Origin of the sequence: Aliidongia dinghuensis, from assembly GCF_014643535.1 — a bacterium.
Lineage (GTDB): Bacteria > Pseudomonadota > Alphaproteobacteria > ATCC43930 > CGMCC-115725 > Aliidongia > Aliidongia dinghuensis.
On the sequence record NZ_BMJQ01000012.1, the window covers coordinates 1 to 19836 of the forward strand.

A 19836-nucleotide genomic window follows, 5' to 3' on the forward strand; every position below is an offset into this window, starting at 1 on the left:
GGCGGCGACGCGGCGGCGCTGGCGGCGGCCGTTGCGGCCCTGCTCGACGACCCGGACCGGCGCCGGACCATGGGCGCCGCCGCCCAGCGCCGTGCCGCGGCCGAGCATGCGCTGCCGGTCGCCGCCCGTCGGCTCGATGCCATTTTGGGCGGGCTCGTATGACGCCGTTCGCAGCACTGCGCCATGCGCCGACCGCCTGGAACGAGGCGGGCCGGCTGCAGGGCCGGTCCGATCCGCCGCTCAGCCCCGAGGGTCGAGCGCTCGCCCGGCGCTGGTGCCTGCCCCGGGAGGTCGCGGGCTTCCGCTGGCTTGCGAGCCCGCTCGGCCGCGCCGTCGAGACGGCGGAATGCCTGGGGCTTGATGCGGTGATCGAGCCGGCGCTGATCGAGATGGCCTGGGGCGAGTGGGAGGGCCGGACCTTGGCCGGCCTGCGCGCCGCCGACCCGGCCGGCATGGCCTTGGCCGAGGCGCGCGGGCTCGATCTCTCACCGCCCGGCGGCGAGAGCCCACGGATGGTGCAGGCGCGCCTCCGCCCGCTGCTCGAACGGCTTGCCGCCGAACGCCGCCCGACTGGTGCGGTCACGCATAAGGGCGTGCTGCGCGCGCTCCTGGCGCTCGCCACCGGCTGGGATGTGAGAGAGGCCCCGCCGATCAAGCTCAGGCCGGCGACTGTCCATCTCTTCGCGCTCGATCCGGACGGACGGCCACGGCTCCTGCAGGCCAATGTCGAGCTCGACCCCAATTTCAGGTTCGACCGATGACCATCCGCGTGCTGATCCATGTCCAGCACCTGCTGGGCACCGGCCACCTGCAGCGCTCCGCGCTCATCGCCCGCGCGCTCGTCGCCGAGGGGGCGGCCGTGACGCTGGTGACCGGCGGCATGCCGCTGCCGGGCTTCCGCATCGAGGGCGCCCGGATCGTGCAATTGCCGCCCTTGCGCGCGACCGACGCGACGTTCCGCACGCTCGTTGGCAGCGACGGCCGGCCGCTCGACGCGGCGCTCGAGGCGGAACGGCGGCAGCTGGTGCTGGCGGCCTTCGCCGAGAGCCGGCCCCAGGTCGTCGTGACCGAGACCTATCCATTCGGGCGCCGCGCGCTGCGCTTCGAGCTCGAGCCGCTGATCGAGGCCGTGCGCGCGGCCAGGCCGCGGCCGGCGCTCGTCGCCTCGATCCGCGACATCCTGGTGGCAAAGCCGGATGCGGCGAAGCGCCACGCCATGATCGAGCGGTTCGAGGCCGATTACGACCGGCTGCTGGTTCATGCCGACCCGCAGCTGATCCGGCTCGAGGCGAGCCTGCCGGAGGCGGAGGCGCTCGCCGACCGGACCCGCTACACCGGCTTCGTGGCGCCGGCCGCTGCGATCCCCGGCCCGGGCGTGCCGGCCGGCGAGGTCGTGGTCTCGGCCGGCGGCGGCGTGGTCGGTGCCGGCCTGTTGCGCACGGCACTCGAGGCCCGGCCGCTCACCCGCTATGCCGCGACACCCTGGCGCCTCGTTACCGGGCGAAACCTGCCTGAGGATAAGCTCGCGGCGCTCGAACGGCTTGCGGGCGACGGTGTCGCGATCGAGCGGTTCCGGCCCGATCTGCCGGCACTCTTCGCCCGGGCGGCACTGTCGATCAGCCAGGCCGGCTACAACACCGCGATCGAGCTGCTGCAGGCGCGCGTGCCGATGGTGCTGGTGCCGTTCGCGGAAGCGGCCGAGACCGAGCAGACCGTGCGTGCCCGGCTGCTCGCCGCGGCCGGGGCCGCCCAGATGGTCGAGGCCGCGGCACTCGACGCCGCCACCCTCGCTGCGGCGATCGACCAGGCGCGGCGGCCGCCGCTCGTGGCGGTCGATCTGGACGGCGCCCGCAACGCGGCGTGGAACATCCTGCACCTGGCCACAGAAAGAACGCCATGAAAGGGCGCGAAAAGCCGCCGATCCGTGTTACAGAGAAATTCGGAATGCCGCCTCGGCCGCCCACGTCCGCTCGTTATAAGAAGGTTGTTCGCCCTTGAGCCTTTCAGCCCATCCCGTCGCACCGTCCCTGGGGACGTCGATCTGGGCACGGCTCGAAGCCGAGCTCGACGCCTGGGCTGCGGCCGGACACACGGCCCGTTTCTGGTGGCGCGACGACGATGCGACCGAACCGACCGCGGCGCTCGACCGGCTGCTGGCGCTCGCCGGCACGGTGCCGTTGGCGCTCGCCGTCATCCCGGACCGGTCGACGGGCCAGCTGGCTCGTCGGCTCGGCAACGCCGGCAACGTGACCGTGCTGCAGCATGGCATCGCCCATCTCAACCTGGCGCCACCCGGCGCCAAGAAAGCGGAGCTCGGCACGGCACGAACGGCCACGATGCTGGCGAACGCGCTCGGCACCGCACGGCGCCGGCTCGAGGCCCTGTTCGGGCCGCAATTCCGGCCCGTGCTGGTGCCGCCCTGGAACCGCATCGCCGATGATCTGCTGCCGCTCCTGCCGCTGGCCGGTTTCGTCGGCCTGTCGACCGCCGGGCCGCGCCGGACGATCGAGGCCGCGCCCGGCCTGCGGCAGGTCAACACGCATATCGACCCGGTCGACTGGCACGGCACCCGGCGCTGCCGGCCGGTCGCCGATCTCGTGGACGAGACGGTGCGGGCACTCGCCGAGCGCCGCCTGGCGTTGGCTGAAGATCGGTCGGCCGAGGAGCCATTGCGCGAGGATGGGGAGCCGATCGGCCTTCTGACCCATCACCTGCTTGACGACGCGGGGACCGAACGGTTCACGGCCGACCTTGCGGCGATGATCCGGCAGCATCCGTCCGCCGCCTGGACCGGTGTCCGGGAGATCTGGCCCCCATGAGCAAGGGCATGAGCGAGCATCGCTATCCGACCCGCAGCCTGATCGAGGACTATGCCCGGGGCGCCGCCGGGCTCGTCTTTCTCGCAATCGCGCTCGTACCGATGCATTGGGCGTTGCACCTTATCTTCGGACTCGTCGCCGCGTTGCTGCTCGCCTTCGGCGTCCGCACCATTTTGCGCGGGCGCAGCCGGATCCTCGTCGACGACGATGCCATCACGGTCGAAGGGCCGCGGGCCCGCCGGATCGCCTGGCCGGCGCTCGCCGGGCTCAAGCTGCGCTATTTCTCGACCCGCCGCGACCGCAAGCGCGGCTGGATGGAGCTTACGCTCACCGGCCCGGGCGCGACGCTTACGATCGAGAGCCAGATCGAAGGCTTCGAGACCATCGTCCGGCGCGCGGCGCGTGCGGCGGCCGAGAGCGGCCTTGCCGTCGATCCCTCGACCGAGGGCAACCTTGCCGCCCTCGACATTCCCGTGCCGCGCGGGGCCGAGCTCGGCAGGATGGTGCCCGGCTGATGGCCGATCTGCTGGAGATCCGCGACCTCAAGGTCAGTTTCGCGACCCCGGCCGGCCCGTTCGAGGCGGTCCGCGGCGTAAGCTTCCGCGTGCCGCAGGGCGGCACGGTGGCGCTCGTCGGCGAAAGCGGCTCCGGCAAGTCGGTGGTGAGCCAGGCGATCATGGGCATCCTGCCGTCGGCGGGCCGTATCACCGGCGGCGAGATCCTGTTCAACGAGCCGGGGTCGCCCCCATCGATCGACAGGGCACCGATCGACAGGGCACCGATCGACATCGCCGCCTTCGACCGCAACGGCCCGGAGCTCCGGGCGATCCGTGGCGGCAGCATCTCGATCATCTTCCAGGAGCCGATGACTTCGCTGTCGCCGCTGCACACGGTCGGCGATCAGGTTTCCGAAGCGCTGCTGTTGCATCGGCAGGTGAGCAAGTCCGAGGCGCTCGAGCTCACGGCCGAGATGCTGCGGCTCGTGGGCTTCAAGCATCCGAAGCGCGCACTCTCGACATATGCCTTCGAGCTGTCGGGCGGCCTGCGCCAGCGGGCGATGATCGCCATGGCGCTCGTCTGCCGCCCGTCGCTCTTGATCGCCGACGAGCCCACCACCGCACTCGACGTGACGATCCAGGCGCAGATCCTGAAGCTGATCAAGGACCTGCAGGCCGAGCTCGGCATGGCGCTCCTGCTCATCACGCACGACTTGGGCGTGGTCGCGAACGTCGCCGAGGAGGTCGTGGTCATGTACCGCGGCCGGATTGTCGAGCGCGGCAGCGCCGACGACCTGTTCCGCGACCCGCGGCACCCGTATCTGAAGGCGCTCTTGGCCGCGGTGCCGCGATTCGACATGGGGCCCGAGGACCGGCTGGTGCCGATCCGTGAGATCCCGCCGATCTCGGAGACAAAGTTCCTGGCGCCGCGCCAGGTCGAGCGCGACCGGCCGAACGCGCCGCTGCTCACGATCGAAGGGTTGGCCAAGAGTTTCACGACCCGCCGCGGCGGCGAGCCGGTGAAGGCGGTCGACGGCATCGACCTCGCGATCAACGCCGGTGAATGCCTGGGCCTGGTCGGCGAGAGCGGCTGCGGCAAGACCACACTCTCGAAGATGCTGCTGCGCGCCTTGCAGCCCGACGCCGGATCGGTCCGCCTGCGCGACGGCGACCGGGACATCGATGTGCTGGCGCTCGAGGGCCGCGCGCTCACGGAGTTCCGGCGCCGGGTGCAATATGTCTTCCAGGATCCGTTCAGCGCGCTCAACCCGCGCATGACCGTGTTCGACATCCTGGCCGAACCGCTCCTGGTCCACGGCATCGGCGATGCGGCTGAACGGCGCGCCCGGGTCGAGGAGCTGGTCCGCCTGGTCGGGCTCGACCGGCAGCAGCTGAAGCGCTATCCGCACAGTTTCTCCGGCGGCCAGCGCCAGCGCATCGGCATCGCCCGGGCGCTGGCGCTCAACCCGGATCTGCTCATCTGCGACGAGCCGGTCTCCGCCCTCGACGTGTCGATCCAGGCGCAGGTGCTGAACCTGCTCAAGGACCTGCAGCAGCGGCTTGGTCTCACATACCTCTTCGTCTCGCATAATCTGGCGGTCGTCGACTATGTGGCCGACCGGATCGCGGTCATGTGCGCCGGCCGCATCGTCGAGCTGGCACCGCGCCGTACGCTGTTCCGCGATCCGCAGCATCCCTACACCAAGGCGCTGCTGGCCGCGGTGCCGACGCCGGATCTCGGCCACAAGCTCGATTTCGACGCGCTGATGGGCGGCCAGGCCTCGAACCCGGCCGCCTGGCCGCAGCCGTTCACGCGGGACGAGACCCATCGCCCGCGGCCGATCGACTTGGGCGGCGGCCACTGGGTCGAGGCGCTCGGCGCCCTGCCGGTGGGCGCGCTGAAAACGGGCGCACTCACATGAGGCCCCTTGGCATGCGCCGGCTCGCGAGCGTCCTCGCCCTCACGGCTTTGCTGCTGGGCAGCGGCGAGGCCCGGGCACTGACCTATATCGAGACGCCGTCGCTCGCCGAGGATGTCGCGGCCGGCAAGCTGCCGCCGGTCGACAAGCGGGTGCCGACAGATCCGGCGGTCGAGAGCGGGCGCCCGGGCCAACCCGGCGGCGAACTGCACGTGCTCATCAGCAGCGCGCGGGACACGCGGCTGCTCGCAATCATCGGCTATGCCCGGCTCATGGCCTATACGCCCGCCTACGACCTGGTCCCGGACATCCTGGAGAGCGTCGACCAGCACGATCAGCGCATCTATACGCTGCACCTCCGGCCCGGCCACCGCTGGTCCGACGGCGAGCCCTTCACGTCCGAGGATTTCCGCTACTGGTGGGAGGACGTGGCGAACAACAGCAAGCTGTCGCCGACCGGCCCGCCCGTGGCGCTGCTGCGCGAGGGCGAGAAGCCCAAGGTCGAGATCCTGGACCCGCTGACCGTGCGCTATTCCTGGTCGGCGCCGATGCCGACCTTCCTGTCGCTGCTCGCGAGCCCGACGCCGATCACGATCTATCGGCCGGCCCATTACCTGAAGCAGTTCCACGCCAAATACGCCGACAAGGACAAGCTCGATGCCCTCGTCCAGGCGGCGCATGTCCGGAACTGGGCCCAGCTGCACAATCGTGTCGACAATCCGGTGCGCAACGACAATCCGGACCTGCCGACGCTCGATCCCTGGGTGCTGAAGACCGCACCGCCGTCGGAGCGCTTCGTTTTCGAGCGCAACCCGTATTACTACCGGGTCGACCGTGAGGGCCGGCAGCTGCCCTACATCGACCGGATCGACGCCGCGGTCGCCGACAGCAAGATCATCCCGGCCAAGGTCGGCGCCGGCGAGGCGGACCTGCAGTCGCGCTACCTGCGCTTCGACAATTACACGTTCCTGAAGGCCAGCGAGGCGCGCAACAGCTATCGCGTACGCCTGTGGAAGACCGGCTATGGCAGCCAGCTGGCGCTCTATCCGAACCTGAATGTCAACGATCCCGCATGGCGGAACCTGTTGCGCGACGTGCGGTTCCGGCGCGCGCTGTCGCTCGCGATCGACCGGCACGAGATCAACAACGTGATCTATTACGGGCTGGCGCTCGAAGGCCAGAACACCATGCTGCCGGACTCGCCGCTCTACAGTGCGGCCGACCGCAAGGCCTGGGCCGAGTACGACCCGGGCCAAGCGCGGCGGTTGCTCGACGAGATCGGCCTCACCAAGAAGAACAGCGAAGGCATCCGCCTGATGCCGGACGGACGGCCACTGCAGATCGTCGTCGAGATGGCGGGAGCCGCCGCCGAAGAGGGCGACGTGCTCGAGCTCATCCGCGACAATTGGCGCGAGGTCGGCATCAAGCTGTTTGCGAAGCCGCTGCAGATCGAGGTGATGCATAACCGCATCTTCTCGGGCGAGACCGTGATGTGCATCGACCGCGGCCTCGAGAACGGGCTCGCGAACGCCGAAATGAGCCCGGCCCATCTGGCGCCGACACTGCAGAGCGACTGGCAATGGCCGCGCTGGGGCCAGTTCTACGAGACCCACGGCATGTCGGGCGAGGCGCCGGACCTGCCGGTCGGGATGGATCTTCTGAAGCTCGCCCGCCAATGGATGGACGCGACGGATTTCGAGGCGCGCCAGGCGCTCTGGCGGCGCATGCTCGCGATCCATGCGGACCAGGTACTGACGATCGGCCTGGTCGCCGAGGTGCCGCAGCCGGTCGTCGTCTCAGACCGGCTGCGTAATATCCCGGAACAGGGCGTCTACAACTTCGATCCGGGCGCCTTCTTCGGCGTCTACAAGCCCGACCGCTTCTGGTTCGTCCCGGAAGCGCCGGCCGACCAACCGTCCTGACGGAGAGCGAACCGGATGTTCGGCTATGTCGTCCATCGGCTGCTGGTGATGATCCCGACCCTGCTCGCGATCAGCCTGATCGTGTTCATCATCATCCAGCTGCCGCCGGGCGACTATCTCTCGACCTACATGGCCGAACTGCAGGCCCAGGGCGAGGCGGTCGACCCGCAGAAGATCGCATTCCTGCGCGAGGCCTACGGCCTCGATCGGCCGGCCTGGCAGCAATACCTCTTCTGGCTCTGGGGCCTGCTGCACGGCGACATGGGCTATTCCTTCGCCTATAACCTGCCGGTGAGCCAGGTTGTGGGCGACCGGCTGTCGCTCACCTTCATCGTCAGCTTCTCGTGCATCCTCTTTACCTGGGTCGTGGCCTTCCCGATCGGCATCTATTCCGCGACCCACCAGTATAGCTGGGCCGACTACGGCCTGACTTTCCTGGGCTTCGTCGGCCTGGCCACGCCGAACTTCCTGCTGGCGCTCGTGCTGCTCTATTGCGCCAACACCTGGTTCGGCGTCTCGATCGGCGGCCTCATGGACGACAACTACATCGGCCGGCCCTGGAGCTTCGGCAAGGTCGGCTCGGTCCTGGCCCACCTCTGGCTGCCGGTGATCGTCATCGGCCTCTCGGGCACCGCCGGCATGATCCGGCGCCTGCGCGCCAATCTCTTGGACGAGCTGCAGAAGCAATATGTCGTGACCGCGCGCGCCAAGGGCCTGTCGCCGTTCAAGACGCTCGTCAAATATCCGCTGCGCATGGCGCTGAACCCGTTCATCGCCGATATCGGCACGCTTCTGCCCCATGTCGTCTCGGGCTCGGCGATCGTGTCGGTCGTCCTCTCGCTGCCGACGACCGGGCCGATGCTGCTCGACGCGCTCCGCTCCCAGGACATGTACCTCGCCGGCTCGTTTCTGATGTTCCTGGCGCTCTTGACCGTGCTGGGCGTGTTCCTGTCCGACCTGGCGCTGGCGGTGCTCGACCCGCGCATCCGCTTGGGCGCCGGGAGCCTCAAATGAGCGAGACCCGCACGCCGCTCGAGCATTTCGTTTCGGACGAGCCGTTCGAGCCGAACCGGATCGAGCCGATGACGGCGGCGCAGGAGCGCTACTACCGCGCGTCGCAATGGCGGATGATGTGGTGGCGCCTCAAGCGTCACCGGCTCGCCGTCATCTCGGGCGCCGTCCTGGGGCTGCTCTATCTCTCGATCCTGGTGAGCGAGGTGCTGGCGCCCTACAACCTGCACAGCCGCCATACCGATTACATCTATGCCCCGCCACAGCAGGTGCATCTGTTCGACCAAGGCCACTTCGTCGGCCCGTTCGTCTATGGCTTCGACTACACCCTCGACATGAGCAACTTGAAGCGGGTCTATACGCCGAACCCGTCCGAGGTCCAGCCGATCCGCTTCTTCTGCGTCGGCGACGCCTATGATTTCTGGGGCCTTGTCCCGAGCCGCTTCCACCTGATCTGCCCGACCGAGGGCGGCACGCTGTTCCTGCTCGGCACCGACCGCCTGGGCCGCGACATGCTCTCGCGCATTGTCTATGGCACGCGCATTTCGCTGACCATCGGGCTCCTCGGCATCACCATCAGCTTCACGCTCGGCATCGTTATCGGCGGGCTCGCCGGCTATTACGGCAGCTGGGTCGATGCGGTGACCCAGCGCGTGATCGAGATCATCCGCTCGTTCCCGGAGCTGCCGCTGTGGATGGCGCTGTCGGCGGCACTGCCGGTGACCTGGAGCCCGCTCTGGGTCTATTTCGGCATTACCATCATCCTGGGCTTCCTCGACTGGACCGGCCTCGCCCGCGCCGTGCGCTCGAAGTTCCTCGCACTGCGCGAGGAGGATTTCGCGACCGCCGCCATCCTGATGGGCGCCTCGCCGCGGCGCGTCATCTTCCGCCACCTGCTGCCGAGCTTCCTTTCGCACCTGATCGCATCCGCCACGATCTCGATCCCGTCGATGATCCTGGGCGAGACGGCGCTGAGCTTCCTGGGCCTGGGGCTCCGCTCGCCCATCACCAGCTGGGGCGTGCTCCTGAACGAGGCGCAGAACATCAATGTGGTGGCCCTATATCCCTGGCTGATGCTGCCGGTCGTGCCGGTCTTCACCGTCGTGCTCGCCTTCAACTTCTTCGGCGACGGGCTCCGCGACGCGGCCGATCCGTATCGTTAAACCCCCATCCGTCATTCCCGCGAAGGCGGGAATGACGGACGTTGATAAAGATTTTGTCAAAATCATATATTGATCGTCTCACTTGAGCGGAGACGATCGATGCGGCTCACCAATCTCGATATGGACGTGCTGCGCACGCTGGTGACGGCGATCGAGCTCGGCGGGTTCGCGCGGGCGGCGGCGCGGCTTGGCCGGTCGCAGTCGGCAGTCAGCCTGCAGATGCGCCGGCTCGAGGAGCAGCTGGGTGCCACCCTGCTGCGCAAGCAGGGGCGCGGCCTGGCCCTGACCGAAGCGGGCGACGTCGTGCTGGGTTATGCCCGGCGCATCCTGGCCTTGAACGACGAGACGGTCGCGGCCGTGCGCGGGCTCGATCTTGCGGGCGCAGTCAAGCTCGGCCTGCCGCAGGATTTCGCCGAAGTCTGGCTGCCGGCGGCGCTCGGCCGGTTCGCGCGCGCCCATCCGCAGGTGCGCATCGAGGCGCGTGTCGACCGCAACTTCGTGCTCCTGGAGGAACTGACCGCCGGCCGGCTCGACCTGGCGCTGATCTGGGGCGAAGCGCAGCACCCGGGTGCCGAAGTCGTGGCGCGCCTGCCGATCCGTTGGATCGGCCGCAGCGACGTCTCATTCGACCCGGCAGCGCCCTTGCCGCTGATCGCGTTCCAGCCGCCGTGCCAGTTCCGCACCGACGCCATTGCAGCGCTCGACCGGATCGGCCGGCCCTGGCGCCTGAGCTTCACCAGCCCGAGCCTCGCGGGACTATGGGCCGCCGCCGAGGCCGGGCTGGGCGTCACCATGCGGACGCGCATCGGCCTGCCGGCGACGCTCACCGTGCTCGACAACCTGCCGGCACTGCCCGATATCGCACTGACCCTGCACCAGGCGGGGCGCGCGACACCGGTGGTTGACCGGCTGAAGCAGATCCTGGTCGAGACGGTGCACGACGGCATCGGCACCGTGGAGCTGGGTGCTGCCGCGTGAGGCTGGCGCCTGAGACGGGAGCCTGAGACGGGCCTCAGAGTGTGAGCGTCATGCCCTCGCGGGCGACGAGCGTGCCAGGCCGGCGCGCGGCCGCGGCGGCCCCGATCGCGTCCAGCTGATCGTCGGTGCGGCGCGGCGCATGATGGAACAGCACGAGCGTCTTGGCGCCCGATGCTTCCATCAGCTTGATGCCCTCCTGCCAGGTCGAGTGACCCCAGCCGACCTTTTCCGGATATTCCGTGTCGGTGAACATCGCGTCGTAGATGACGTAGTCGGCGCCGGCGATCAGCCCCAGGATATTGTCGTCGAGCCGCCCCGGGAAATGCTCGGTGTCGGTGATGTAGCAAAGCGCGCGTCCACCATATTCGACGCGATAGCCGGTCGCCCGGTTCGGGTGGTTGAGCGGCGCCGTCTTGACCTGGACGCCCGGACAGGGCTGCAGCGTGTCGCCGGCGCGGAAATCGATGAAGGTCTTGTTGGAGTGGAGCGCGTCGACCGGGATCGGAAACAGCGGGTCGGCCATCATCGTGTTCAGCACATCCTCGACCGTGCGCTCCGGCGCCAGGTGGCCGGCGTAGATCTTGAGCCGGTTCTCGGCACTGAACGCCGGCGTGAAGAACGGCAGGCCCACGATATGGTCGAGATGGGTGTGGGTCAGGAAGATGCTGAACTCGAGCGGGCCCGAGATCGGTTCGAGGCTATGGCCGAGCGGCCGGATGCCGCTGCCGGCATCGAGGATCAATCGCTGCTTGCCGCAGACGACCTCGAGGCAGGGCGTATTGCCGCCGTAGCGGACGGTGGCAGGCCCGGGGGCTGAAATGCTGCCGCGCACGCCCCAGAAAGTGCAGGTGAAGGGCCCTTGGGCCGAGGCCTTCGGGCCGGTTTCGTCGCTCACAGCGCTCATGCCCCAGCTTGCCATCCCTGTGTCGGCCTCACGGCCGGCGTCACGGCACCAGGCGATACCCGCCGGGTTCCGTAATCAGTAGTTCCGCCTTGGAAGGATCGGTTTCGATCTTCTGCCTGAGGCGATAGACGTGCGTTTCGAGCGTATGCGTGGTTACAGCCGCGTTGTAGCCCCAGACCTCGTTGAGCAGCAGCTCGCGGCCGGTCGGCCGGTCGCCAGCGCGCAACAGGTACTTCAGGATAGCGGTTTCCTTCTCGGTGAGCCGCACCTTTTTCTTGCCGCCGTCGGCAACCAGGAGTTTTGCGCTCGGCCGGAAGCTGTAGGGTCCGATGGTGAAGATCGCGTCTTCGCTCTGCTCGTGCTGGCGCAGCTGGGCGCGGAGCCGGGCCAGGAGCACGCCCAGGCGGAACGGCTTCGTCACATAGTCGTTGGCGCCGGCGTCGAGGCCGAGGATCGTGTCCGCCTCGCTGTCCGCCCCGGTCAGCATGACGATCGGCGCGCGCACGCCGCTGCGCCTGAGGAGCCGGCAGAGCTCGCGCCCGTCCATGTCGGGCAGGCCCACGTCGAGCACGACGACGTCGAAATAATGTTGCTTGGCGATCTCGAGCGCCGCCGCGGCGCTGTCGGCGAGTTCGGTCACGAATTCCTCATGCAGCCGCAGCTGCTCGGCCAGCGCTTCGCGCAGGGCCTGGTCGTCGTCGACCAGCAGAATCTTCTTCGGTGCCGTCATGGCGTTCCTTTGATCGTCGCCCGCCGGATCAGCGGTTGAACGGCCGTCCAATTCGCCCGAGAGCATAGGGAGCGGCTCGCGAGCGTGCAATCCGGGGCGTGCAATCCGGCAGGATGTCCGGGTCTTTGGTCAAGCCCGCCGGTCACGTTCAGCCGTCGAGCCCCTAGCCATCGAGCCCCACCAGGCGATCGAACGATCGGCCCCAGAGCCGCGCCGTCCCTGCCCAGTCGAGGAAGCCTGCCGCCGCGGCGACGGCGCCCGCCGCGTAAAGCCGGCGCAGGTCCGCGTCGCCGATCATTCGGTCGAGCGCCGCCGTCAGCGCCGCCCGGTCACCGGCCGGCACCAGGATGCCGGCCGTATCCGGCACGGTCTCGGGAATGGCGCCGGCGTCGGTGCCAATCACCGGCAGACCATGGGCCATCGCCTCGGCATAGGCCATGCCGTAACCCTCGTAGAAGGACGGCAGCACGAACACGTCCGCCGCACGATAGGCCTCGGGCAGGATCTCGGGCGGCCATTCGCCCGCGAGCTCGACCTGGGCCGCGAGCCCGTGATCGGCAATCGCCGCATGGAGCGCCGCCACGGTTTCCGGGTCCCGCTCCAGGCTGCCGATCGCTGTCAGCCGCCAGTCGCGCCGGTCGAGCGCCGCCAGCGCGTCCACCAGCAGGCGATGACCCTTGCGCGGCGTTACGGTCGCCACCGTGAGCAACCGGACCGGGCCTGCCCGATCCGTCACGAGCACCGGCGCCGCCGTCGGCCGGTCGGTGCCCGGCGGGACCACGATGATGCGGTCCTGTGGCACGCCATAGGCGGTGACATCGGCGGCGCTGCGCGGGCTCGGGCAGAGCACGCCGCGGCAGAGCGGCAGCAGCGTCCGTTCAAGCGCTGCGTAGCGGTCGGCGTCCTTGGGTGCGAGGCCGGTCTCGAGCGCCAGCGCATGATGGACCAGCACGACGATGGCGAGCCGCCGGGCCGCCGCCGGCAGTGCCTCCTCGAACGCCGCGAGCGCGAGGCCGTCGATGCAGACGAGCGCGCCGTCGGGCAGCGCTGCGAGCACCGCCGCGGCACTGGCACGCGCCACCGTATCCGCGTCCGGAAAGCGGCCCCTCAGTTCGACAAGCCCGACCGGACGGCCATCCGTACGCAGTCCCTCAACGACCCGGCGGTCATAGAGGTAGCCGCCGGTGATCTGGTCGATCGAACCCGGAACGATGAAGGTAAGTGCGCGCTCCATGGCCGGGACTCAGAGCGGCGCGTCGTAGCCGGCCCAGGCGACCGGGGATTCGCGCAGGACCACTTGGAGCGAGGCGAGCGCCCCGGCCGTGCCGGGGCCGAGCGCGCCGGCGGCAACCTGCGCCTTGAGGCGCTGGTGCAGCGCGCCGGCCAGGAACTCGGTCGTGGTGTTGCGTCCGGCGAATTCCGGCAGCTCGTCGAGATTGGCGAAAGCGATGGGCGCCAGCACTTCCTTCAGCAGCTCGAGCGCGCGGCCGATGTCGCACACGATGCCGTCGTCGTCGAGCCGTTCGCGCCGGAACGTCGCCTCGACCGTGTAGGTGGCGCCGTGCAGCCGCTGCGCCGGGCCGAAGATGGCGCCGCGGAAACTATGGGCGATCATGACATGGTCGCTGACGGTGACGCTGTACATGGTGGGGGATCCTGAAGCCTCAAGGATAGAGCACGAGGCGGCACAACGCGCCCACGGCATCGTCGGCGAGCCGCGCCATGGTATCGGGCAGTTCGGAGAATGCACTGTCGCCGTCGAGGAAATGGTCATAGACCGGATCGGCGAGCAGATCGAGCGCGAGCGCGAGCCGCCGCCGGTGTGGCCAGCGCGGCCGCTGGGCGGGCGCCACCTGGCCGACCTGGGACGCGCGGATAGTAAGCCTGCGGGCATGGAACGCCTCGCCTAAGCGCAGCGTCACTGGCCGGTCACCATACCAGCTCATGTCGAGCACGGTCGCCTCGACGCCGGCGAGCCGGAGTGCCAGCGCCAGGCCGTCGGCCGCACCGCTCGCCTGGATGACCAGGTCCTGGTCGTCCGGCGCCGCCGCGGGCGACGCAAAGCCGCAGCCGAGCGCCCGGGCGAGATCGGCGCGCGCCGGATTGCGGTCGATGAGCGTCACCGCTGCGCCCGGCAGCCGCGCCGCAAGGGCCGCGACCAGGCCGCCGACGACGCCGGCGCCGATGATCGCGATGTGCTGGCCCGGCAGCGCGCACGCATCCCAGAGCCCGTTGAGCGCGGTTTCGAGATTGGCCGCCAGCACGGCACGCCGGGTCGGCACGGCATCCGGCACCGGCAGCACCGCCGCGGCCGGCACGACGAAACGGTCCTGATGGGGATGGAGGCAGAAGACCCGGCGGCCGAGGAGCGCTGCCGGCCCCGTTTCGACCTCGCCGACCGCGCTGTAGCCGTATTTGACCGGGCCGGGGAAGTCGCCCTCCTGGAACGGGCAGCGCATCGCCTGATGCTGGCTCACCGGCACGCCGCCGCGATAGACCAGCGTCTCCGTGCCGCGGCTGATGCCGCTCGCCAGCATGCGGACGAGCACCTCGTCCGGCCCCGGTGCCGCGAGCGGCGCCGGCCGGATGGCACCCTGGCCGGGTGCCACAACCCAGAAGGCGCGGGCCGTTCCGCTCACGAGAAATCGCACTCGAACAGCATGTCCTCGCCGAGCGCGAAGCGGCGGAGCCGGGGGCGCAGGCCCTGGGCCAGGTCCTGGATCTCCGGCAGCTGGATGCCGGGCCGGCCCGACCCGATGATGAGCGGCGAGATCGTGAGCTGCAGCCGGTCGAGGGCACCCTGGGCCAGGAAGCGCGACACGGTGATGCCGCCGCCTTCGACGAAGATCCAGCTGAGCCCGCGGCGGCCGAGCAGGTCGACGATGGCGTGGCAGTCGAGCGTGCCGTCCCCGGCGCGCGGCACGGTCAGCACCTCGGCCTGGCCGAGCCGCGGCGGCGGCGCGCGATCGGCGGCGGTGATCACCAGGGTTGCGGCGGCGGCGTCGCGGAACAGGGCATAATCGGGCCCGAGCCCCAGCATCGGGTCGAGCACGACGCGGACCGGGTTGTCGCCCGGACAGCGCCGCACCGTCAGCTGCGGGTCGTCGAGCCGCACCGTGTCGGCACCGACCAGGATCGCATCGGCGAGCGCCCGCATGCGGTGATTGTGCAGCAGGTCCTCAGGTCCCGTGACCCAGCGCGAGGCGCCGTTCGCGGCCGCGATGCGCCCGTCCAGGCTCTGGCCCAGATGGGCGACGGTGAACGGCCGACGGGCCTGGACCGCGAGCGGCAAATAGAGATCGAGCAGGCGGCCGACCGCCGGCAGCGGCACGGGATCGGCCGACCAGCGGCCATCCGGCTCGATCCACAGCCGGCTGTCGCCGATTTCGAGCCACAATGTGCTGCCGTTCGCGGGCGTGCCCGTCCGGCGGGCTGCGCAAATCGCGTCCCAGGCACCGGCTTCGTCGAGTAGGATGGGTGCACGCACCGCTTCTGATCGTCCTGTTGGTCGGGAATGGCTTCCGGCAGACACCGGTCTTAATGCCGAACCTATCTAGCCCGAGTCCGCCACCAATGTCACAACCGCGTGAACGTGCAAAACATTCCCGAACGGGGCAAGCAGAGGTGGATCGATCGCTCGCGGGCCTCACCGTCGCGGGTGTTTTGGCGCTGGCCGGCCTTGCGGCGATGGGCGTCGCGCTGTCGCCGGCGGCACTCGCAGCCGCCCTCGCGGGCTGGCTCCTCTATGCCGGTATCGTCCGCCTGGCCGTGGCCCGCGCCGGCCTCGCCGGCTTCGGTGACGCCAATCGGGTGACGCTGCTGCGCGGTCTGCTCGTCGCTCTCTTGATGCCGTTCCTGATCGTGCCGGGAGGCTGGCTGCCGGTCGGCCTCGGCGCGCTGGCACTGGCACTCGACGGCGTCGACGGGCCGATCGCGCGCCGGACCGGCAGCGCCGGACCGTTCGGCGCGCGCTTCGACATGGAAACCGACGCGCTGACCGTACTGGTGCTGAGCGCGCTCGTGGCGGCGGAGGGTCGGGTCGGCGCCTGGGTGCTGCTGAGCGGCGCGCTCCGCTATCTCTATGTCGCGGCCGGGCAGGTCTGGCCGTGGCTGCGCCGGTCGCCGCCGCCGAGCTTCGCCCGCAAGCTCGTCTGCGTCGTGCAGATCGCGGCGCTGCTGGCCGCGCTCATGCCGATCCTGGCATCGCCCTGGCCATCGCGCGTCGCGGCGGTCGCCCTCGGCCTGCTCGTCTGGTCGTTCGGCCGCGACGTCATATGGCTCCTGCGCGAGCGGGACATGGCGGAATCGCCCGAGGCACCATATCTCAGCGGGAACGGCGGTGTATGATGCGCGCCGGATTGTCGGGTCGACGAGGATGTTGAAGCAAGCAATGGCCAAGACCGGTCAGGAACAGCGCGTATTGCCGCCGCACGAGGTCAACCGCGCGGTCGCCGACCTGCGCCGCGGCGACGTCGTGCTGCTGAGCGACGGCAGCCACGCCGCCCTCATCCAGGCGGCCGAGGCGATCGACGACGAGGGGCTGGCGCGGGCAGCGGCCCTCACCCGGGCCCGCCCCGTCCTGGCCACGACGTTGCGCCGCGCGATCACGCTCGACCTGGCGCCCGATCAGGATTCTGCCGGACGGACCGTCGAGCTGTTGCCGCCGGCGGACGCCAGTGCCGTGTTCCTGCGCGAGCTTGCCGACCCGACGGTCGTGCGCGAGGTGTCAGCGGCGCCGATCGGCGTCACGCAGACAGAGCCTGACAGCCTCACCGCCGGCGCCATCGAGCTTGCCAAGCTCGCCCGCCTGCTGCCCGCGATCGTCTGCTTCCCGATCCCGCCGCGCGAGGGTGCGCTGATCGCCCGGCGCGAGGGCATCATCGAGGTCGGCCTCACCCAGGTGTTCGATCACCGGACCGTGCTGGCGAAGACGTTGCGCCGCGTCGCCGAGGCGAGCGTGCCGCTGGTCGACGCCGAGGACACGCGCGTCATCGCCTTCCGCCCGGACGACGGCGGCACCGATCATCTGGCGATCATGATCGGCGAGCCCAAGGGACCGGCGCCGGTGCTGGCGCGCATCCATTCGGAATGTTTCACCGGCGACCTGCTCGGCAGCCTGCGCTGCGACTGCGGCGACCAGCTCAGGGGCGCCATCCGGGCGATTTCCGAGGCCGGCGGCGGCGTCGTGATCTATCTGGCCCAGGAAGGCCGCGGCATCGGCCTCGTCAACAAGCTCAGGGCCTACAAGCTGCAGGACACAGGCTTCGACACGGTCGACGCCAATTTGCAGCTGGGCTTCGAATCCGACGAGCGCGTCTATCAGCCGGCGGCCGAGATCCTGCGCCAGCTGGGGTTCGACAAGGTGCGGCTCATGACCAACAACCCGGAGAAGGTCAAGGCGCTTGCCCAGCACGACATCGAGATCGTCGAGCGCGTGCCCCATGTCTTCGCATCCAACGACCATAACCGCGGCTATCTCGAGACCAAGGCGAAACGCAGCGGCCATCTGTTCTGACCCGGCATTCCTTGCCGACCGGCAAGGGTGCTCCAAGCTAACCATCTGAAAAACAACAGGCCCGATCTGGCATCGGGCTTGCGTGGCCGACCCGGACACCCGTCAGGGGCCGGATATGGATACGCCTGTCACACCAACCACGGAGACGATCACCGTCCAGGGCCAAGCCCCGGTGCAGGCGGCGAAATCGCATCTGTGGGCGGGCGACCATTTCAGCTTTCACGACCTGCTGGACGCGATCAATCCGCTGCAGCACATCCCGATCATCAGCACGATCTATCGCGAGGTCACCGGCGACACGATCGGCAATGCCGCCCGCGTGGCGGGCGACGGGCTCTACGGCGGCGTCATCGGCGTCATCGCCGGCCTGTTCGACGTCAGCGTGCTCGAGGCGACCGGCAAGGACGTCGGCCAGACCGTGATCGCCGCGGTCACCGGCGACGACGACAAGCCGGCGGTCGCGGCGGCGAGCGATGCGCCGGCGCCCGCCACATCAACCACCGCCACAACGGCCGCGACGCCAGCCTCGCCGCCCCCGTCCACCGCGGCGGCGAGCGCGCCGAAGCCTGCCGCGGACCCGCCGCCGGCAGCGCAAGCCGCGGCAACCGGAATTCCGCTGGTGCCGGCGGCAGCCCCGGCGCCGTTGATGGCGCTCTCGACCGCGCCGAAGCTGATGCCGCTCAACGGTCAGGCGCGCAGCTTCCCGATCGACACCTCGCCCGAGGGCATCCTGGCGCTGCGCACGACGGCCAACAGCGCGCCGAGGCCGGTGCCGCTCAACATTCCCGGCGGCGCGATGCCGCAGTTCCCGCGCGTGCCGACGACCGGCACCGAGTTCGCCCAGCGCATGCAGGAAGGGCTCGACAAGTACAAAGCACTGTTGGCGTCGCGTGCGGCCGGTACCGGCGGCGCCGTCGATCAGCTACAGTAGTGATCGAGACCCAACACCCGAGGATGACCATGGACCTGCTGGTCTCGGGCGACGGCGTCGCCCGGTTCGGCGCGCACACCGTCCGCTGCGCGCTCGGCCGGGGCGGCCTCAGCGCCGACAAGCGCGAAGGTGACGGCGCAACGCCGATCGGCGCGTGGCCGCTGCGCCGCCTGCTCTATCGCCCCGACCGGCTGGAGCCGCCGCCGACCGGCCTGCCGGTGACGCCGATCGCGGCGACCGATGGCTGGTGCGACGCGCCGGGCGACCCGAACTACAACCTGCCGGTCGTCCTGCCCTATCCGGCCAGTACCGAGGCGCTGTGGCGGGAGGATACGGTCTATGACCTGATCGTGCCGCTCGGCTACAACGACACGCCCGTGGTATCGGGCCGCGGCAGCGCCATCTTCCTGCACCTGGCGCGCGACGGCTACTTGCCGACCGAGGGCTGCGTCGCCCTGGCCCGGGCCGATCTGCTCGCCTATCTGACCGTCGCGACGCCCCACTCACGCGTCGTCGTTACGCCTTAGGCTCCACCGTCCGCTCGCCGAAGATCGCCGAGCCGATGCGGACATGGGTCGCGCCGAGCGGCACCGCGAGGCGCCAGTCGGCGCTCATGCCCATACTGAGCGTCTCCAGCCCATGGCGCCGCGCGATCGAGCGCAGCAGCGCGAAATGCAGGCTCGGCTCGTCGTCGACCGGCGGGATGCACATGAGGCCGCGGATCGGCAGCTTCAGCCGCTCGATGCAGTCGCGGATGAAATCATCGGCCTCGCGCGGCAACACGCCGGCCTTCTGCGGCTCCTCGCCCGTGTTCACCTGGATCAGCAGCCCTTGGGTGCGCAGCCCTTGGGTGTGCGCTGGCCCCTTGGCGAACGCCTGGGCCAACGCCTCGGCCAGCTTCGGCCGGTCGACCGTCTCGATCACGTCGAACGTCTCGAGCGCGTCCTTCAACTTGTTGGTCTGCAGCGGCCCGATCAGGTGCAGCACCAGGTCCGGATAGGCCTCGCGTAGCGCCGGAAACTTGGCCATGCCCTCCTGCACGCGGTTCTCGCCGAACCAGCGCTGGCCGGCATCAAGCGCCTCGCGCACCGCGTCTGCGGGCTTGGTCTTGGAAACGGCGACGAGCCGGACGGCATCGGCCGGTCGGCCGGCCTCGAGCGCCAGGGCGGCGAGCTCGGCGCGGATCGCGTCGAGGCGGGAGCGGATCGTGTCGGTCATGGAGGATCGTTTCGGCAGGCCGTCGTTGGGCGAGACAGGGACCCCGCGATCTTACCCTTCGCATGGGGCCGGCGTCATAGGAGAATGCGCAGTCGACCATGCTCGGCGAGCTGACAGCAGAAAACAGCTGCCCGAACGATCAAAATCTGCTTATATTCGGAAACGAACAAAAAAATCGCGAAAACGAACTTGCCATTGCTGAACAGTCGGCTAAAACCGACGAAACCGA

General features: G+C 69.6%; 20 protein-coding genes. 13 read left to right on the forward strand and 7 right to left on the reverse strand.

The genetic code is table 11. The features are described 5' to 3' along the window. The first annotated feature begins 158 nt into the window (after positions 1-158). The 9 genes from IEY58_RS21530 to IEY58_RS21570 all read left to right on the forward strand — a co-directional run bounded on the left by IEY58_RS21530 (position 159) and on the right by IEY58_RS21570 (position 10309). Positions 159-761 (forward strand): histidine phosphatase family protein, encoded by a 603-nt coding sequence (locus tag IEY58_RS21530; RefSeq protein WP_189049635.1) that lies wholly within the window; start codon positions 159-161, stop codon positions 759-761. Next, a complete protein-coding gene (locus tag IEY58_RS21535) occupies positions 758-1900 on the forward strand; it encodes a glycosyltransferase family protein (RefSeq protein ID WP_229743861.1) in 1143 nt (380 codons plus the stop codon). The genes IEY58_RS21530 and IEY58_RS21535 overlap by 4 nt, the downstream gene beginning before the upstream one ends. A gap of 94 nt (positions 1901-1994) precedes the next feature. Then, entirely contained in the window at positions 1995-2819 is an 825-nt protein-coding gene (locus tag IEY58_RS21540) for a polysaccharide deacetylase family protein (protein WP_229743862.1), read from the forward strand. Further along, entirely contained in the window at positions 2816-3334 is a 519-nt protein-coding gene (locus tag IEY58_RS21545) for a hypothetical protein (protein ID WP_189049637.1), read from the forward strand. Before IEY58_RS21540 ends, IEY58_RS21545 begins: the two co-directional genes overlap by 4 nt. Further along, positions 3334-5238 carry an ABC transporter ATP-binding protein gene (locus IEY58_RS21550; RefSeq protein WP_189049639.1) on the forward strand — a complete coding sequence of 635 codons (1905 nt, stop codon included), beginning with the start codon at positions 3334-3336 and terminating at the stop codon, positions 5236-5238. The genes IEY58_RS21545 and IEY58_RS21550 overlap by 1 nt, the downstream gene beginning before the upstream one ends. Continuing rightward, on the forward strand, positions 5235-7157 hold the full coding sequence (locus IEY58_RS21555; RefSeq protein WP_229743863.1) for an ABC transporter substrate-binding protein: 1923 nt from the start codon (positions 5235-5237) through the stop codon (positions 7155-7157). The genes IEY58_RS21550 and IEY58_RS21555 overlap by 4 nt, the downstream gene beginning before the upstream one ends. A gap of 15 nt (positions 7158-7172) precedes the next feature. Further along, positions 7173-8171 (forward strand): ABC transporter permease, encoded by a 999-nt coding sequence (locus tag IEY58_RS21560; RefSeq protein WP_189049641.1) that lies wholly within the window; start codon positions 7173-7175, stop codon positions 8169-8171. Further along, positions 8168-9331 (forward strand): ABC transporter permease, encoded by a 1164-nt coding sequence (locus tag IEY58_RS21565; protein WP_189049643.1) that lies wholly within the window; start codon positions 8168-8170, stop codon positions 9329-9331. Before IEY58_RS21560 ends, IEY58_RS21565 begins: the two co-directional genes overlap by 4 nt. A 99-nt stretch (positions 9332-9430) precedes the next feature. Then, positions 9431-10309 (forward strand): LysR substrate-binding domain-containing protein, encoded by an 879-nt coding sequence (locus IEY58_RS21570; protein ID WP_189049645.1) that lies wholly within the window; start codon positions 9431-9433, stop codon positions 10307-10309. Positions 10310-10343: 34 nt separating this feature from the next. Here the strand turns inward: IEY58_RS21570 and IEY58_RS21575 are convergent, their stop codons facing one another. The 6 genes from IEY58_RS21575 to IEY58_RS21600 form a co-directional block, all read right to left on the reverse strand. Next, positions 10344-11213 carry an MBL fold metallo-hydrolase gene (locus IEY58_RS21575; protein WP_189049647.1) on the reverse strand — a complete coding sequence of 290 codons (870 nt, stop codon included), beginning with the start codon at positions 11211-11213 and terminating at the stop codon, positions 10344-10346. 40 nt (positions 11214-11253) lie between these two features. Next, on the reverse strand, positions 11254-11943 hold the full coding sequence (locus tag IEY58_RS21580; protein WP_189049649.1) for a response regulator transcription factor: 690 nt from the start codon (positions 11941-11943) through the stop codon (positions 11254-11256). A 163-nt stretch (positions 11944-12106) separates the two neighbouring features. Beyond that, on the reverse strand, positions 12107-13177 hold the full coding sequence (locus tag IEY58_RS21585; RefSeq protein ID WP_189049651.1) for a glycosyltransferase family 4 protein: 1071 nt from the start codon (positions 13175-13177) through the stop codon (positions 12107-12109). A gap of 9 nt (positions 13178-13186) precedes the next feature. Beyond that, positions 13187-13588, reverse strand: a complete 402-nt coding sequence (locus IEY58_RS21590) for a 6-pyruvoyl trahydropterin synthase family protein (RefSeq protein WP_189049653.1) — start codon at positions 13586-13588, stop codon at positions 13187-13189. A gap of 19 nt (positions 13589-13607) precedes the next feature. Then, entirely contained in the window at positions 13608-14582 is a 975-nt protein-coding gene (locus IEY58_RS21595; protein ID WP_189049655.1) for a zinc-dependent alcohol dehydrogenase, read from the reverse strand. Next, positions 14579-15430, reverse strand: a complete 852-nt coding sequence (locus IEY58_RS21600; protein ID WP_189049657.1) for a RibD family protein — start codon at positions 15428-15430, stop codon at positions 14579-14581. The genes IEY58_RS21595 and IEY58_RS21600 overlap by 4 nt, the downstream gene beginning before the upstream one ends. 137 nt (positions 15431-15567) lie before the next feature. On the opposite strand from IEY58_RS21600, the gene IEY58_RS21605 reads away from it, so the two are divergent. From IEY58_RS21605 to IEY58_RS21620, 4 genes are all read left to right on the forward strand, one after another. Beyond that, positions 15568-16290: a CDP-alcohol phosphatidyltransferase family protein gene (locus IEY58_RS21605; protein WP_229743864.1), complete on the forward strand. Its 723-nt coding sequence runs from the start codon at positions 15568-15570 to the stop codon at positions 16288-16290. A 43-nt stretch (positions 16291-16333) separates the two neighbouring features. Then, positions 16334-17458 (forward strand): GTP cyclohydrolase II, encoded by a 1125-nt coding sequence (gene ribA / locus IEY58_RS21610; protein ID WP_189049661.1) that lies wholly within the window; start codon positions 16334-16336, stop codon positions 17456-17458. A gap of 115 nt (positions 17459-17573) precedes the next feature. Further along, complete coding sequence (locus IEY58_RS21615) at positions 17574-18389, forward strand: hypothetical protein (protein ID WP_189049663.1); 816 nt, start codon at positions 17574-17576, stop codon at positions 18387-18389. 29 nt (positions 18390-18418) lie between these two features. Then, positions 18419-18916: a L,D-transpeptidase family protein gene (locus IEY58_RS21620; RefSeq protein ID WP_229743865.1), complete on the forward strand. Its 498-nt coding sequence runs from the start codon at positions 18419-18421 to the stop codon at positions 18914-18916. Here the strand turns inward: IEY58_RS21620 and IEY58_RS21625 are convergent. Further along, positions 18906-19607 (reverse strand): YggS family pyridoxal phosphate-dependent enzyme, encoded by a 702-nt coding sequence (locus IEY58_RS21625; RefSeq protein WP_189049665.1) that lies wholly within the window; start codon positions 19605-19607, stop codon positions 18906-18908. The genes IEY58_RS21620 and IEY58_RS21625 overlap by 11 nt on opposite strands. Positions 19608-19836 lie beyond the last annotated feature (229 nt).

What these genes read in the sequence shown, in the direction of transcription:
- IEY58_RS21585 (WP_189049651.1), bottom strand. Translation starts at nt 13,177, where the DNA reads ATGGAGCGCGCACTTACCTTCATCGTTCCGGGTTCGATCGACCAGATC.
- IEY58_RS21620 (WP_229743865.1), top strand. Translation starts at nt 18,419, where the DNA reads ATGGACCTGCTGGTCTCGGGCGACGGCGTCGCCCGGTTCGGCGCGCAC.
- IEY58_RS21535 (WP_229743861.1), top strand. Translation starts at nt 758, where the DNA reads ATGACCATCCGCGTGCTGATCCATGTCCAGCACCTGCTGGGCACCGGC.
- IEY58_RS21550 (WP_189049639.1), top strand. Translation starts at nt 3,334, where the DNA reads ATGGCCGATCTGCTGGAGATCCGCGACCTCAAGGTCAGTTTCGCGACC.
- IEY58_RS21555 (WP_229743863.1), top strand. Translation starts at nt 5,235, where the DNA reads ATGAGGCCCCTTGGCATGCGCCGGCTCGCGAGCGTCCTCGCCCTCACG.
- IEY58_RS21570 (WP_189049645.1), top strand. Translation starts at nt 9,431, where the DNA reads ATGCGGCTCACCAATCTCGATATGGACGTGCTGCGCACGCTGGTGACG.
- IEY58_RS21625 (WP_189049665.1), bottom strand. Translation starts at nt 19,607, where the DNA reads ATGACCGACACGATCCGCTCCCGCCTCGACGCGATCCGCGCCGAGCTC.
- IEY58_RS21580 (WP_189049649.1), bottom strand. Translation starts at nt 11,943, where the DNA reads ATGACGGCACCGAAGAAGATTCTGCTGGTCGACGACGACCAGGCCCTG.
- IEY58_RS21590 (WP_189049653.1), bottom strand. Translation starts at nt 13,588, where the DNA reads ATGTACAGCGTCACCGTCAGCGACCATGTCATGATCGCCCATAGTTTC.
- IEY58_RS21530 (WP_189049635.1), top strand. Translation starts at nt 159, where the DNA reads ATGACGCCGTTCGCAGCACTGCGCCATGCGCCGACCGCCTGGAACGAG.
- IEY58_RS21565 (WP_189049643.1), top strand. Translation starts at nt 8,168, where the DNA reads ATGAGCGAGACCCGCACGCCGCTCGAGCATTTCGTTTCGGACGAGCCG.
- IEY58_RS21560 (WP_189049641.1), top strand. Translation starts at nt 7,173, where the DNA reads ATGTTCGGCTATGTCGTCCATCGGCTGCTGGTGATGATCCCGACCCTG.
- IEY58_RS21545 (WP_189049637.1), top strand. Translation starts at nt 2,816, where the DNA reads ATGAGCAAGGGCATGAGCGAGCATCGCTATCCGACCCGCAGCCTGATC.
- IEY58_RS21615 (WP_189049663.1), top strand. Translation starts at nt 17,574, where the DNA reads ATGGATACGCCTGTCACACCAACCACGGAGACGATCACCGTCCAGGGC.
- IEY58_RS21575 (WP_189049647.1), bottom strand. Translation starts at nt 11,213, where the DNA reads ATGAGCGCTGTGAGCGACGAAACCGGCCCGAAGGCCTCGGCCCAAGGG.
- ribA (WP_189049661.1), top strand. Translation starts at nt 16,334, where the DNA reads ATGGCCAAGACCGGTCAGGAACAGCGCGTATTGCCGCCGCACGAGGTC.